We start from the raw sequence: 14,205 nt of genomic DNA, 5'->3' as shown, positions 1-14,205 counted from the left end.
GCTCGGGCGTGGTGACCAGGAGGGCGTCGGGGGTGTCGACGACGACGGTGCCCGGCACTCCCAGGAGCACGACCATGCGTCCGGACGTGGAGGCGATGAGGGCGCCGTCGGAGTCAACGGCCTGAAGCTCTGAGCCAGGGGCCGCGAGGGCCGCGCCGTCGACGTCGGTGACGACGAGCCCTCCGAGCCCGGCGGGATCCTCCGGCTGTGCCAGCGGCTCGCCCGGCGCGAGGCGCAGCGCCTCGGCCTCGACCGGGCCCGCGGCGGCGAGCCGCGCGGTGAGCCCGTCGAGCTGCTCCCGTCCGTTCCGGCCGTCGACGACGATGACCGTCCGCCCGCCGCGGGCGTCCGCCGCCCCGGCGAACCGTGCGATGACGGGCTCGGGCAACTGGTTCGGGTCGGCGCCGGACAGGAGGATGCTCATGCGCCCAGCCTAGCGAGCCGCCAGGGGGAACTCAGGGTGTTGTCGCGGGCGAGTTCCGATCCGCCGCAGCCCTCCGAAGGGCCCGTCACTTCGGGACTCGTCCCCGGCGGAGGGGCGTGCTCACCCGGCCCCCTGCTCGCCCAGGAGCGCCGGCACGGCCGCCTCGACGACCTCGAGGGTGGACTCGAAGCCGTCCGGGCCGCCGTACCAGGGGTCGGGCACGTCGGTGCCCTCGCGGCCGGGGACGAAATCGGTGAGGAGACGCACGGAGCCGGCATCGGCGCCCATCGCGACGAGACGCTCGGCCTGGTAGGCCTCCATGGCGACGAGGAGGCGCGCGCCGAGCTCGTCGCGCGTGATGCGGTGAGCGCGGTGGTCGCCCGGGTCGTAGCCGTGGGCGCGCAGGCAGCGCGCCGCCCGCGGGTCGATCGGGTTGCCGCGCTCCTCGCCGCTGATCCCCGCCGAGCCGATGCTCAGCGGGATGCCGGCCAGTCCGGCCTCCGCCCTGGCGACCTGTTCGGCCATGGGCGAGCGGCAGATGTTGCCGAGGCAGACGAAGACGAGGTCGGTCCGGCTCATGCCCGTCTCCGACGGGCGGCACGACCGGCCGCGCCCGGCTCCGCGGCGCCGCCCGGACGCGGATGCCGGCCACTGCGCGCCCCGGGACGCGCGGGGCCGGGCACACCGGCCCCGACCACTCCGATTCCCCCTGTCATCATGCTGAATGATGCACGGCGGGCGGCGCGTCCCAGCGGTGCGGACGGGGCGGGCCCGCCCCCGGGCGCGGCGGCGCCGATCGCATTGAGGCCGAAGACGTCCCACCAGCTCTTGACGCCGGGTCTCTCGCGCAGGAGCGCCCTGCGCTCCCGTTCGGTCATGCCGCCCCAGACGCCCCACTCGATGCGGTCGTCCAGCGCGACGGCCAGGCACTCGCGCCGGACGGGGCATTTCCTGCAGATGCCCCTCGCGCTCTGCTGCTCCGAGGCCTCGGGGAAGAGGTCATCGCCCATGCCGCGGCAGCTGGCGCGCATCATCCACTCGTCCCCCTCGCCGGTTCTCGGGCGCCCCTCGTTGCGCGCCGTCATATCGGGTTCTCCTTCCTCAGCGGTGAAGGTGCATGAGCCCGGTTGAGCCACGACCGAGAAGAAGAGAGCGCCCACGGGCCCCACCAGGGCCCGTGCGGCGCGCACTTCGACGGTGCCGCCCCCATCGATCATTGCCTGCGTTGGTTCAGTGCTTACTCGGTTTCATTAATCGGCGCAACTCGGGGGGCGAGCGGGCGGCTCCGAGGGGCCGCGGGTGCGGGCCGGCCCGGTAGAGTGTTCCTCCCGCGAATCTGGGAGAACTCATGTCAGTGGATCTGCACGGCCGCAGCTTCCTCAGGGAAGCCGATTTCACGCCCGAGGAATGGGCCTGGCTGCTCCGTCTCGCCGGCGACCTGAAGGCGGCCAGGAGGGCCGGCGCCGAGCGCCGGCACCTGACCGGCAAGAACATCGCGCTGCTGTTCGAGAAGACCTCCACGCGTACGCGCTGCGCCTTCGAGGTGGGCGCCCACGACCAGGGCGCTCACGTCACCTATCTGGACTCGTCCGGCTCGCAGCTGGGGCACAAGGAGTCCATTGCGGACACGGCCCGCGTACTGGGGCGCATGTTCGACGGCATCGAGTACCGCGGCTTCGGCCAGGAGCGCGTCGAGGAGCTCGCCGCGGGCGCCGGCGTCCCGGTGTGGAACGGCCTGACCGACCAGTGGCATCCCACGCAGATGCTCGCCGACCAGCTCACGATGATCGAGCACACGGGACGCCCCCTCTCGGAGATCTCGGTGGCCTACGTCGGCGACGCCCGCTTCAACGAGGCCAACTCGCATCTGGTGGCCGGCGCCCTGTCGGGCATGGACATGCGCATCATCGCCCCGGAGCCGCTGCAGAACGAGGCCGAGGTGCGGGCCGTGGCGGAGCGCATCGCCGGGACCACCGGCGCTCGCCTGACCGTCACCGATGATCTGGGCGCCGTCGAGGGCGTGGACTTCGTCTCGACCGATGTGTGGGTCTCGATGGGCGAGCCCGGGGACGCCTGGACCGAGCGCATCGGGCTGCTGCGCCCCTACCAGGTCAACCGGGCCCTGCTCGAGGCCACCGGCAATGCCGATGTCAAGGTGCTGCACTGCCTGCCGGCCCTCCACGACCTGGGCACCGCCGTCGGCCGGCAGGTCTACGAGGCCACCGGCCTGGACGCCCTGGAGATCACCGATGAGGTCTTCGAGGCCAATGCCGATGTGATCTTCGACGAGGCCGAGAACCGCATGCACACGATCAAGGCCGTCATGGTCGCCACCCTCGCCGAGGGCGTGATCGCGGCCCGCACCATCGCCTGGTGAGCGTCATCCGGTGAGTCCCGCCCGGGTCCGTGCAGAGGCGCCCGGCCGGGGACGACCGTCCGCGGGGCCGGCCCGCGTGGGCGCGGTTGAACTCCGACGGGCCGGGGCCGAGGATGGCCCGGTGAGGTTCACCAGGGAGCAGCTGCAGGCCTGCTACGGGGCGACGGTGCCCGATCTGCTCCCCAGCCCGCTGCGCCTGCTCTTCGTGGGCATCAACCCCAGCCTGACGAGCGCCGCCGCCGGCGCGCACTTCGCCACGAGGGGCAACCGCTTCTATCCCGCGCTGGCGGCGGCGGGCATCGTCCCGGGGATCATCGACGCCTCGGACGGGTACCCGCCCGAGGGCCTGGCCTGGCTGAGGGCCGCCGGCGTCGGCGTGACGAACATCGTCCCCGGGGCCAGTGCCCGGGCCGATGAGCTCGGCCGCGAGCAACTGCGTGCCGGCGCGGCCGGGCTGATCGCCAAGATCACCCGGTTGCACCCGGGCGTCGTCGCGATCCTGGGCGTCACCGCCTACCGCTCGGCCTTCGCCAGCCCCGGGGCCGTGATGGGGGAACAGCCCGAGCCCATCGTCTGGGACGACGGCTCGGGCTCGAGCAGGGTCTTCGTGCTGCCCAATCCCAGCGGGCTCAACGCCCATGAGACAGTCGCCTCCCTCGGGCGCGCCTACGCCGGAGCGGCCCGCGCGGCGGGTGTCTCGGCGCCCCCCTGAGAATTCCCTGGGCTTTCTCGGAGATTCCCCGGTCTCCTCCGCGCGGACCGCCCTGATCCGCCCCGCCGGCCGGTCGTCCGGCGAGGGGTCCCGCCCGGGCGGATGGAACCGCGGATGGAACCATTGTGTACATGCTCTACGCGACCCATGCCGAGATCGATCTTCATGCCCTGGCCGCGAATGCGCGCGCCCTGCGCGAGCGGGCGGGCGGCCGGAAGGTCCTCGCAGCGGTCAAGGCGAACGCCTACGGCCATGGCGCGGTCAACGTCGCGCATGTCCTGGAGCACCACCGTCTCGTCGACTGGTTCGGCGTCGCCACCGTGCCCGAGGGCATGGAGCTGCGCGACGGCGGCATCTCACTGCCCATCCTGAAGCTCTCGCACTCATTCCCCGAGGAGCTCGTCGAGCAGCTCGCCGCCGGCATCACGCCCGTCGTCGTCGACGGCTCCAGTGCCGCCCTCGTCGCCCGCGTCGCCGGCGACATGGGCCAGGTCAAGGTGCACCTGGCCGTCGACACGGGGATGGGGCGCATCGGGTGCACGCCCGAGGACGCCGTCGCCGTCGCCCGCCGCATCGACGAGCTCGGCCTCGTCCTCGAGGGCGTCTTCACGCATCTGCCGGCCAGCGACACCCCCGAGGGGCACGACTTCACCGTCGACCAGCTGCGTCTGTTCAACGGCACGGTCGCCCGGATCCAGGAGGATCGCGCCGTCCGCGGCCTGAGCCCGGTGCCCCTCGTCCACGGCGGCGCCTCGGCGGCCCTGCTCGGCCACGATCTCACCGGACTGACGATGGTGCGCCCCGGCGTGGCCCTGTACGGCATGTACCCCGACCCGGCCACCCCCAGGACGGTCGAGCTGGAGCCGGTCATGTCGATCCACAGCCGCGTCAGCATGGTTAAGCACGTCCCGGCCGGCACGACGATCGGCTACGGCCGCACCTGGAGGGCCCCCACCGACCGCTGGATCGCCACCGTGCCGATCGGCTACGGCGACGGCTTCAGCCGGCTGAACTCCAATACCGGCCGCATGCTCGTCAACGGGCGCAGCTTCCCCATCGCCGGACGCGTCTGCATGGACCAGACGATGCTCGACCTCGGCGAGGGCGACGACCACGGCGTGCACCCCGGCAACAAGGTCACCGTCCTGGGCGCAGGCGGCGGGGCGCGGATCACCGTCGACGAACTCGCCGAACGCGCCCGCACGATCAACTACGAGGTGACGACGCTCATCACGCCGCGCGTGACGAGAATGCCGTACTGACGTCCTGCCGGGCCCTCTCCTCCTCCCGGACCGGGTTCCGGCCCGGCGCGGTGGTGCCCGCGGCGGTCGCCGGCCCGGTCCTACCGGGTCGGCGTGATGGATCGCCGGGGGACGAACTGCTGGCGCGCGTAGCGTGCCACTGTCCAGGTGGTGTAGCCGTCGGTGGCCAGGCCGACGCCGCCGCCGACGGCGGGGATCCTCTTGCCGATGAAGGCGACCGTCTGCTTCGTCCCGGCGCGGCCGAGCAGCGCGCCCAGGACCTGTTCGGCGATCTGCTGTTCGAGTGCATCGTCCGAGACGGGGGCCGTCGCGACGCCCTGGGGAGTGCTCGGCAGCCTGCCGTCGGCGACGAGCGCCTCGGCGGTGCGCCGGCCCAGCAGCGTGATCCAGACGGCCTGGCGCACGCGCGGGTCGTCCAGGTCGTAGCCGCGCAGATGGGCGATCGCCGCGACCATGCGCGTCTGGATGACCGTGACGGCGGCGAGATTGGCCGGGATGCCGGCGAGGGCCGTGATCGTTCCGCCGAGGTTCGTGACGAAGCCCTGGGCGCCGGCCATGGAGGTGTGGGCCCGCGAGACGGCGTCGATGGCCGCCTCGGTGCCGCCCTTCTGGCGGCCGAGCGCCGTGGCCGCGGCCTCACGGGCGCCGGGCAGTCTCGCGACGCCGTTGATGGCGTGGTCGGCCAGATGGCGCAGCGCGCCCGCGGTGGGGCCGGAGGCGACTATCGGGACGATCGACACGAGGGCGCCGCCGATGTCCGCCGCCGACGGCTTCTTGATGAGTGCCATGGAACCTCCTGAACGCCGGTACCTCCACCGTAGCCGAGGCACGCGCCCGGCGGGGCGTGCCGCGGGCCCCGCCGGACGCGGGCAGCAGCCGCACCGGTTCCGACGGCCCATGGCCGGAAACGTAAGATGGGGCGAATCCTGAGGGCCGATGACGGCATCATTGGGATTCAGTCGTGCACGGCACCGCCGATCGGGCGTGCGCTCTCGTCCCCAGCGGGACGGCCGGCGATGCAGGGGACACAGGGAAGGACGGGGTCGTGACGGGATTCGCCAAACTCGAGATCGACGGCAGGCTCTACGAGCTGCCCATCGCGGTCGGCAGCTGCGGGGAGCGGGCCATCGACATCAGCACGCTGCGCGCCGACTCCGGTTACATCACCCTCGACGAGGGCTACCGCAACACCGGCTCGTGCAGTTCGGCCATCACCTTCATCGACGGCGAGCGGGGCATCCTTCGCTACCGCGGCATCCCGATCGAGATCCTCGCCGAGAAGTCCGACTTCCTCGAGGTCGCCCAGCTGCTCATCTTCGGCCACCTGCCCACCGCGGCGCAGACCCAGAGCTTCAGCGATCTGCTCACCGAGAACGCCGCCCTGCACACCTCGATGAGCAAGCACTACGACGCCTTCCCCGAGCAGACGAACCCGATGGCGATCCTGTCGGCCATGATCAACACGCTGTCGGCGCACGACCGCCCGAAGATCGAGCCGGGCGACGACTCGATGCTCGAGCGCTACGCCGCCAATCTCATGTCGAAGGTGCGCACCATCGCGGCCGGCTCCTACAAGACCTCGGTCGGCGAGCCGATCATCTACCCGCGCCGCGACCACCGCTACGCGCAGAACTTCCTGCACATGATGTTCTCGCTGCCCTACAAGGAGTTCTACCCGAACGAGGCCCAGGCGCACGCGCTCGACCTCTTCTTCATGCTGCACGCCGACCACGAGCAGAACTGCTCCACTTCGACGGTGCGCATGGTGGCCTCCGGCAACGCCAACCTGTACGCCTCGTGCTCGGCCGGCGTCGACGCCCTGTGGGGCTCGCGCCATGGCGGCGCCAATGTCGCCGTCGTCCAGATGCTGCAGCGCCTGCGTCAGGAGGGCATCGGCCCCGGGCGGTTCCTGGCCGATGTCAAGGACCGCAGGAACTCGGTGCGCCTGATGGGCTTCGGCCACCGGGTCTACAAGACGATGGACCCGCGCGCCAGGCTTCTCGGTCGGGCCGCGGACGAGCTGCTCGAGGCCATGCACGTCGAGGACCCGCTCCTGGCCCTGGCCCGCGAGCTGGCGGACGCCGCCCGCGCCGACGACTACTTCGTGGAGCGCGACCTCTACCCGAACGTCGACTTCTACTCGGGCGTCATCCTGCGCGCCCTCGGCATCCCGCTGAGCATGTACACGGTGATGTTCGCGATCGGCCGGGTGCCGGGCTGGATCGCCAATTGGCGCGAGATCAGCTTCGACGAGAGCACCCGCATCTACCGTCCCCGCCAGATCTACACGGGCCGGGCCGAGGTCCCGTGGATCGATCTGGAGGACCGCGGGCGCTGAGGCCCTCGCCCCCCGCCCGCGCAACGGCCCGTTCCGGGGCCCGCCGGTCCAGCCCCGCTCGTACGGCCGGCCCGGGCCGCATCGGGACGGCCGAGGCGTCGATGAGCCTCGTCCGCACGCCGCAGCCCCTCAGGAGCTTCCTGAGAGACCGATCTTCAGGGACTCTCATGTTTTCACAGAAAAATCTTCTGACTAGGAGTTTTTCTTGACAGGATCGTCCGATCCTGAGAAAAGAGTTTTGCTTTTCTCAGGAAGGCGTCCATGATGGAGACATGGCAAAGACACTCTCTCGAATTGCTTCTGTTGCGGCTGCGGCTGCCCTCGCCGGTGGCGTCTCCGTGACTGCGGCTCAGAGCGCGTCCGCTGACGACGTCAACTGGGATGCGATCGCGAACTGCGAGTCCGGCGGCAACTGGGCCACCAATACCGGCAACGGCTACTACGGCGGTCTCCAGTTCTCCCAGAGCACGTGGGCCGCCTACGGCGGTTCCGGCAGCGCCTCCAGTGCCTCCCGCTCGGAACAGATCGCCGTCGCCGAGCGCGTGCTCGCCAGCCAGGGCATCGGCGCCTGGCCGGTCTGCGGCCAGTACGGCTCCTCCGGCGGGAGCTACACCGGGACCAACACCGAGGGCAGCTCGGCCTCCTACACCGAGGACACCTCGTACAACTACTCGCAGGAGTCCAGCTACGACTACTCCAGCGATTCCTCCTACTCCAGCTCCTACTACGCGGAGGACACCGCCAGCTACGCTACGGGCAATGGTTACACCGCCACCCGCGAGGCCACCGGCACCTACGAGGTCCAGGCCGGTGACACCCTCAGCTCCATCGCTGAGGCCCATGGCACCACCTGGCAGGAACTCGCCGGTCTCAATTCCGGCATCGCCGACGCGAACCTCATCTACGCCGGCGAGACGATCTACGTCTGATCACGACGTCCGTCCATGGGAGGGCCCCGCTCCGGCGGGGCCCTCCCCTCGTCTCTCCCCGCTGGCGGGCCGTCGGGCCCCTGCGGGCGCGATCAGCGGCCGAGCTCGCGCCTGCCGTCCGGGGCGCCGCGGCGCAGGCTGAGGGCGCCGGCCACCGCCACGATGCCCGCCCACGAGGCGAGCATGCCGATGAGGCCCGCGAAGGAGCCCGCGATCGCGGTCAGCGGCACGGACATGGACAGGCAGATGACCAGATCGCGCGTGCGGGCCCTGCGCTCGGCGCTCTCGCGCTGCTCGTCGGCCTGGCGCAGGTACTCGCGCTGCTGCCAGTCGACGGCCATCCTGGCGTTCACATCGGCGACGAAGGCGTCCACGACGTCCCTGCGCAGGCCCGGGCCGAGTTCGGCGCTCGCGTCCATGGCTGCCAGGGCGTCGGTGCGCGAGACGAAGGGCGCCCGGGACTGCGGAAAGGGCGAACCGATGGTGGCCTGATAGGGGCCGCCGGCATCCGCGGGGGCGTACGGTCCGGGCGCATTCGGCCGTCCTGTGGGCATCTGAGTCATGAGCACCATTGAACTCTCGGACGAGGGGTGTTGTCATCCGCCGACGGGATGAGATCGGGAAGGGCGCCGTTACGACTGCGGGGCGGCGCGGGGGCCGGTGCCTGCCGGGGCGCGCATACATTGGGGCCGTGATCATCGAACTCTTCGGCGACGTGGGCAGCTGGCCGGACCAGGACCTCATCGGCTTCACCGAGGAGCTCGACGCCGACTTCACGCTGGCCGCCTACGCGTCCGGCGTCTTCCCGATGCCGCTGCACGAGTCCGGCTACGAGGGCATCGGCTGGTGGTCGCCGGTGCGCCGCGGGATCCTGCCCCCGCGCGGGCTGCGCGTCAGCCGCAGCCTCAGGAAGTCGCTCGGGCGCTACACGACGAGCGTCGACCGCGCCTTCGAGCAGGTGCTCGACGGCTGCGCCGATCCCGCGCGCCCCTACGGCTGGATCGATGACGGCATCCGCTCGGTCTACACCCGGCTGCACGAGAGCGGCTGGGTGCACTCGGTCGAGGCCTGGGACGACGAGGGCCGCCTGGTCGGCGGGCTCTACGGCGTCAGCCTGCGCGGGCTCTTCGCCGGCGAGTCGATGTTCCACGACCCGCAGTACGGCCGCGACGCGTCGAAGGTGGCGCTCGTCCGCCTGGTCGACGAACTGAGCGCGGATGGCGCCGAGCCCCTGCTCGACGTGCAGTGGCTCACTCCCCATCTGGCCAGCCTCGGCGGGACGGAGGTCTCGCGCGGGCGCTATCTCGAACTGCTCGGGCGGGCCCTGAGCCGTGCCGACAGGGTCTGGCCGCTGCCGGGCGCGAGCGAGCGCCGCGGACGGGGCCGGCGTCCTCCATCGCCTAGGCTCGGGGCCATGCTCGGATACTTCGGCCCGGAGGGCACCTTCACGCACCAGGCCCTGCTGTCGTACAGCCGGGACGATGCCGTTCCGTTCCGCACCGTCGCCCAGGCGCTCGACGCCGTGCGGGCCGGCCGGGTCGAGGCCGTCATGGTGCCGATCGAGAACTCCGTGGAGGGCGGAGTCTCCGCCACGCTCGACAACCTGGCCGATCCCGGCGCCCGGCCGCTGCGCATCATCCACGAGGTGCTCGTCAACGTGCGCTTCAACCTGTGCGCGCGCGCCGGCACGCGCCTCGACCAGATCCGCCGCGTCATCACCCACCCGCACGCCGCCGCCCAGGTGCGCGACTGGCTGGCCGAGAACCTGCCGGGGGCCGAGGTCGTCGAGCGCGGCTCCACGGCCGGCGCCGCGAGGGCGGTCTCCGATCCGGGCTCGGGTTTCGACGCCGCCGTCTGCGCGGCCGTGGCCGGCGACATGTACGGCCTGGAACCGGTCGCCACCGACATCGCCGACAATGACGCGGCGATCACGCGCTTCGTCCTGGTGGCCCGCTCCGGGCCCGCGCCCGAGCCGACCGGCGCCGACAAGACCACGCTCGTCGTCTACATCGCCCGGGACGAGCCGGGCGCCCTGCTGACGATCCTGCAGCAGTTCGCGGTGCGCGGGGTCAACCTGTGCCGCATCGAGTCGCGCCCCACCAAGACCGCGCTGGGCAACTACTGCTTCAGCATCGATGCCGAGGGCCACGCCGCCGACGCCCGTATGGCCGAGGCCCTCATGGGCCTCAAGCGGATCTGCAAGGACGTCGTCTTCCTGGGCAGCTACGCCCGCGCCGACAAGGTGCGCCCCGTGCTGCGCGCCGGGGCCGGCAACGCCGACTACGCGTCGGCCTCGCGGTGGTTCGCCGGGCTCGAGGCCACCATGATCGACACCGCGCCGGGGTCGACCTCCGCCTCGAAGTAGGAGCCCTCTCCGACGGTGTCGCCGTCCAGCTCGAAGGGCATCGGCCCGTCCACGCGCACACTCATCGAGCGGCCCGCGTAGCGCTCCAGCGAGCGGTCGGCGCCGATGCGGGTGAGCACGCGCGTGACCATGCGCGCCCAGCTCGACAGGCCGGACGGCGAGCCGACGACCATCTCCATGCGCCCGTCGGTCGGGTCGGCATCGGGGATCAGCATGACGTTGCCGCCGATGGAGGGCACATTGCCCATCACCGTCAGCACGGCGTTGCCGCGCACCTGCTTGGCGCCGTCGACGCTGACCTGCACGCGGTGCGGCTTGGTGAGCAGCTCGGGAACCGCCGAGACCACGTAGGCGGCGGCGCCCATCATCCTCTTCAGCGCGTCGTTCGTGCGCGCCATGAGGCGGGCGTCGAAGCCGATGCCGGCCATGACGGCGAAGCGGTGCGGCTCGTCGGCCCTGCCGTCGACGACCATCCGGATGAGGTCGATGTCCTGCGGCTGGCCGTTGATCGCGATGAAGATCGCGTCCTCCTGGTCGAGCGGCAGGCCCAGATTCTTGACGAGCAGATTGCCGGTGCCGGCCGGGACCAGGCCGATCGGGATGCCCGAGCCGGCCATCGTCTGGGTGACGATGCGCACGGTGCCGTCGCCGCCGGCGACGATGACGAGGTCGGCGCCGTGCGCGACGGCCTCCCGGGCCTGCGCGACACCGGGGTCCTCGGGCGTGGTCTGCAGCCACAGCGGGGACTGCCAGCGGCGGCCGGCCAGCTCGTCGGTGATCTGGCGGCGGAAGACCATCTCGTCGGCCACCTTGACCGGGTTGTAGATCACCGCGCACAGGCCGCCGGTGGGCCGCGGGGTGCTGTGCCGGCGGGTGGCGATGAGCGGCAGCATGCGCACCCGGGCCAGGAGCAGGACGAGCGAGGTGACCAGGCCGCCGAGCAGGGCGCCGCCGATGATGTCGGTGAGGCGGTGGGCATTCATGGCGAAGCGGTCGGCCGCCTCGAGCAGGATCGTCAGGACGCCGACGACGCGCCAGCTGAGGATGGTGATGCGGGACCGCCGGGTGGTCGTGCTGACGGCGATCGCGGTCATCGCGCCGGCGACGACGATCGCCATGTGGGTGCTCGGGTACGAGGGGCCCCGGTAGGTGAGGAGCCAGTCCAGCGGTGAGGGCGGTCGTGGGCGTCCGATGGCGTTCTTGAGGAGGGTGCAGGCCAGCCAGCTGCCCAGTCCCGAGGCGACGATCGCCCCGGCGAGGTGGCGCAGCCGCCGGCGCCAGGCCCAGATCCCCAGGCCGACGAGGGCCAGGCAGACGATGAACGGGTACGTGAGGAGGGCGAAGGCGTCGGCGATCTGCTCGCCGGCCGAGCCCGGCACCAGGTGCGGGACGTCGCTGAGGGCGTCGAGGCCGGTGAAGACGCGCGTGCGCAGCGCAAGATGCGTCCAGGCGCCGAATGCGAGCGCGAAGAAGCACATGACCCACAGGTTGAAGCGGCTGAACGTCCGGGTGGTCACGCATCGATTGTGGCAGGCGTTCGTGTCGGCGGGCTGTGGGCGGCGGGCACGTCGGCGTGCCGCGCGGCGGTGCAGCGCGCGCAGGGCCCAGGGCCGCCCTGACGGTAGGCTGTGGCCATGATCGACCCGAAGCTGCTGCGCACCGATCCCGACCGCGTCCGTCGTTCCCAGGAGGTCCGTGGCGAGTCCGTCGGCCTGGTGGACGAGGCGCTCGCCGCGGACGAGGCGCGCCGGTCCTCGATCAGCGCCTTCGAGGCCGCCCGCGCCGAGCAGAGATCGCTGGGCGCCAGGATCGCCGGGGCCTCCGGCGAGGAGAGGACGGCCCTACTGGCCCGGACCAAGGAGCTGTCGGGGCGGGTGAAGGCCCTCCAGGACGCCGCCGCCGAGGCCGATGCCGCCTGCACCGGGGTCCTCAAGCAGTTCGGCAACATCGTCTTCGACGACGTCCCGGTCGGTGGCGAGGAGGACCTGTACGTCATCGAGACGGTGGGCGCTCCGCGCGACTTCGCCGCCGAGGGCGTCCGGGTCAGGGACCACCTCGACCTGGGCGAGGGCATCGGCGCCATCGACATGGAGCGCGGCGCCAAGGTGTCCGGCTCCCGCTTCTACTTCCTGAAGGGCCCGGGCGCCCTGCTCGAGTTCGCCCTCATCCAGTTCGCCCTGTCGAAGTCCCTCGAGTGGGGCCTGGTCCCGATGATCCCGCCGGCCCTGGTCAACCCCGAGGCCATGGAGGGCACCGGCTTCCTCGGCCAGGCCGCCGAAGACGTCTACTACCTGGAGCGCGACGACCGGTACCTCGTCGGCACGGCCGAGGTGCCGCTGGCCGCCTACCACTCGGGCGAGATCCTGGACGCCGGCGATCTGCCGGTCCGCCTGGCCGGCTTCAGCCCCGCCTACCGGCGCGAGGCCGGTTCGTACGGCAGGGACACCCGCGGTATCTTCCGCGTCCACTGGTTCGACAAGTTCGAGATGTTCACCTACTGCCGCCCCGAGGACGCCGTCGCCGAGCACCGGCTGCTGCTGGCCCACGAGAAGGAGTTCATCACCGCCCTGGGCATCCCCTTCCAGGTGCTCGACGTGGCCTCCGGCGATCTCGGCGCCTCGGCCGCCCGCAAGTACGACTGCTACGGCTGGGTGCCCTCGCAGGGCAGGTACCGCGAGATCACGTCCACCTCGAACTGCACGCAGTTCCAGGCCCGCCGCCTGGGCATCCGCATGCGCGACGGGAGGAGGATCGAGCCCCTGGCCACGCTGAACGGCACCCTGTGCGCCATGAGCCGCATGATCCTCATGATCCTCGAGAACTACCAGCAGGCGGACGGCTCGGTCGCCGTGCCCGAGGTGCTGCGCCCGTACATGGGCGGTCGGGAGGTCTTCGGGACGGTGTGAGGGCCCGGCCGGGCACCGCCGAAAAATCCGGGGTCCGGCAGGAGCCCGGCGGCGCCCGGTGGGGGATAATGGTCTCAGACATCCGCTGTGGGTGCGCTGACACCAGGGGGTCTGACATGACGACCACAGTGAATCTCGCCGCCGAATTTCTTCTGCTCGTCCTGGATGACGAGAAGGGCGGCTTCGTCCGCGACCTGACCACGGTGAACTTCACCATCGCTGCTGCCGAGATCGTCGAGCTGGTCGCCAAGGGCCAGCTCGTCTTCGCCGACGGGCAGAAGGGCACGAAAGTGCTCGCCAAGGGCGAGAACGGACCGAGTGACGAGTTCTTCGCCTACATCATCGAGGCCGTCGAGGGGAAGACCTACGACCAGGCCATCTCCACCCTGGTCGGGCCCTTCTCGCCGCGCCCCGGCCCGGCCCGCTCGCTGCGCTCCTACGAGCTGCAGCACCTCGTCGAGGCCGGCATCCTGCGCGAATGCCACATCAAGCTGCTGGGCCTCATCCCGCTCACCCGCTACCCCGAGGGCGATGCGAGCACCGAGATCGATCTGCGCGCCCGGGTGCGCGCCGTCCTCGGCGGCGCCGAACCCGACGAGCGCACGCGAGCCCTCGTCGCCCTGCTCTACGCCTCGCACTCGCTGACCGCCGTCTTCCCGCGCCTGGAGGCCAGGCCGATGAAGCGCCGCGCCCGCGAGATCGCCAGACGCAGCTGGGAGGACGAGGGCCTGGCCATGGCGCTGGCCGAGTACTTCTCCTACATGGCCCAGCTGTCCGCCGCGACGATGGTCTGAGTCACCGTTTGCGGCGGGCCCCGGGGCCGACGGCGACCTGCTCCTGCGGCCTCCGGGTCGCCGTCGCGCAGGTGGCCGCTCATGGCGCGGAACCGACC

The 14,205-nt window shown here is 71.5% G+C and carries 12 protein-coding genes and 3 pseudogenes; 9 read left to right on the top strand and 6 right to left on the bottom strand.

The features are described 5' to 3' along the window. The 3 genes and pseudogenes from R2N01_RS04570 to R2N01_RS04560 form a co-directional block, all read right to left on the bottom strand. Positions 1-424, bottom strand: a pseudogene (locus tag R2N01_RS04570) (hypothetical protein); the annotation flags it as partial. 120 nt (positions 425-544) lie between these two features. After that, positions 545-1,003 (bottom strand): low molecular weight protein-tyrosine-phosphatase, encoded by a 459-nt coding sequence (locus R2N01_RS04565; RefSeq protein WP_316668895.1) that lies wholly within the window; start codon positions 1,001-1,003, stop codon positions 545-547. 233 nt (positions 1,004-1,236) lie between these two features. Beyond that, positions 1,237-1,509, bottom strand: a pseudogene (locus R2N01_RS04560) (WhiB family transcriptional regulator); the annotation flags it as partial. Between the two features lie 263 nt (positions 1,510-1,772). On the opposite strand from R2N01_RS04560, the gene argF reads away from it, so the two are divergent. From argF to alr, 3 genes are all read left to right on the top strand, one after another. Continuing rightward, positions 1,773-2,801 carry an ornithine carbamoyltransferase gene (gene argF, locus R2N01_RS04555; RefSeq protein WP_316668893.1) on the top strand — a complete coding sequence of 343 codons (1,029 nt, stop codon included), beginning with the start codon at positions 1,773-1,775 and terminating at the stop codon, positions 2,799-2,801. A gap of 121 nt (positions 2,802-2,922) precedes the next feature. Continuing rightward, positions 2,923-3,513 carry a mismatch-specific DNA-glycosylase gene (locus R2N01_RS04550; protein ID WP_316668891.1) on the top strand — a complete coding sequence of 197 codons (591 nt, stop codon included), beginning with the start codon at positions 2,923-2,925 and terminating at the stop codon, positions 3,511-3,513. A gap of 131 nt (positions 3,514-3,644) precedes the next feature. Further along, positions 3,645-4,775 carry an alanine racemase gene (gene alr / locus R2N01_RS04545; protein ID WP_316668888.1) on the top strand — a complete coding sequence of 377 codons (1,131 nt, stop codon included), beginning with the start codon at positions 3,645-3,647 and terminating at the stop codon, positions 4,773-4,775. 80 nt (positions 4,776-4,855) lie between these two features. On the opposite strand, the gene R2N01_RS04540 is transcribed toward alr, so the two are convergent. After that, positions 4,856-5,563 carry an EcsC family protein gene (locus R2N01_RS04540; RefSeq protein ID WP_316668886.1) on the bottom strand — a complete coding sequence of 236 codons (708 nt, stop codon included), beginning with the start codon at positions 5,561-5,563 and terminating at the stop codon, positions 4,856-4,858. Between the two features lie 257 nt (positions 5,564-5,820). Between R2N01_RS04540 and R2N01_RS04535 the strand changes: the two genes are divergently transcribed. After that, on the top strand, positions 5,821-7,113 hold the full coding sequence (locus tag R2N01_RS04535) for a citrate synthase (RefSeq protein WP_316668884.1): 1,293 nt from the start codon (positions 5,821-5,823) through the stop codon (positions 7,111-7,113). Between the two features lie 272 nt (positions 7,114-7,385). After that, on the top strand, positions 7,386-8,042 hold the full coding sequence (locus tag R2N01_RS04530; protein WP_316668881.1) for a transglycosylase family protein: 657 nt from the start codon (positions 7,386-7,388) through the stop codon (positions 8,040-8,042). 92 nt (positions 8,043-8,134) lie between these two features. Here the strand turns inward: R2N01_RS04530 and R2N01_RS04525 are convergent, their stop codons facing one another. Then, positions 8,135-8,605, bottom strand: coding sequence for a hypothetical protein (locus tag R2N01_RS04525; RefSeq protein ID WP_316668879.1), 471 nt, complete (start codon positions 8,603-8,605; stop codon positions 8,135-8,137). A 128-nt stretch (positions 8,606-8,733) separates the two neighbouring features. On the opposite strand from R2N01_RS04525, the pseudogene aat reads away from it, so the two are divergent. Continuing rightward, positions 8,734-9,441: pseudogene (aat, locus tag R2N01_RS04520) on the top strand (leucyl/phenylalanyl-tRNA--protein transferase); the annotation flags it as partial. A 15-nt stretch (positions 9,442-9,456) separates the two neighbouring features. Next, positions 9,457-10,407, top strand: a complete 951-nt coding sequence (pheA, locus tag R2N01_RS04515; RefSeq protein WP_316668898.1) for a prephenate dehydratase — start codon at positions 9,457-9,459, stop codon at positions 10,405-10,407. Here pheA and R2N01_RS04510 read toward each other — a convergent pair. Further along, a complete protein-coding gene (locus R2N01_RS04510) occupies positions 10,323-11,924 on the bottom strand; it encodes a diacylglycerol kinase family protein (protein WP_316668877.1) in 1,602 nt (533 codons plus the stop codon). The genes pheA and R2N01_RS04510 overlap by 85 nt on opposite strands. 117 nt (positions 11,925-12,041) lie before the next feature. Between R2N01_RS04510 and serS the strand changes: the two genes are divergently transcribed. Then, complete coding sequence (serS, locus tag R2N01_RS04505; RefSeq protein WP_316668876.1) at positions 12,042-13,313, top strand: serine--tRNA ligase; 1,272 nt, start codon at positions 12,042-12,044, stop codon at positions 13,311-13,313. A 116-nt stretch (positions 13,314-13,429) separates the two neighbouring features. Beyond that, complete coding sequence (locus R2N01_RS04500) at positions 13,430-14,107, top strand: GPP34 family phosphoprotein (protein ID WP_316668875.1); 678 nt, start codon at positions 13,430-13,432, stop codon at positions 14,105-14,107. Positions 14,108-14,205: the final 98 nt, after the last annotated feature.

The organism is uncultured Propionibacterium sp., from assembly GCF_963539965.1.
GTDB lineage: Bacteria > Actinomycetota > Actinomycetes > Propionibacteriales > Propionibacteriaceae > Propionibacterium.
This window is presented reverse-complemented; position numbering and strand designations above follow the sequence as displayed.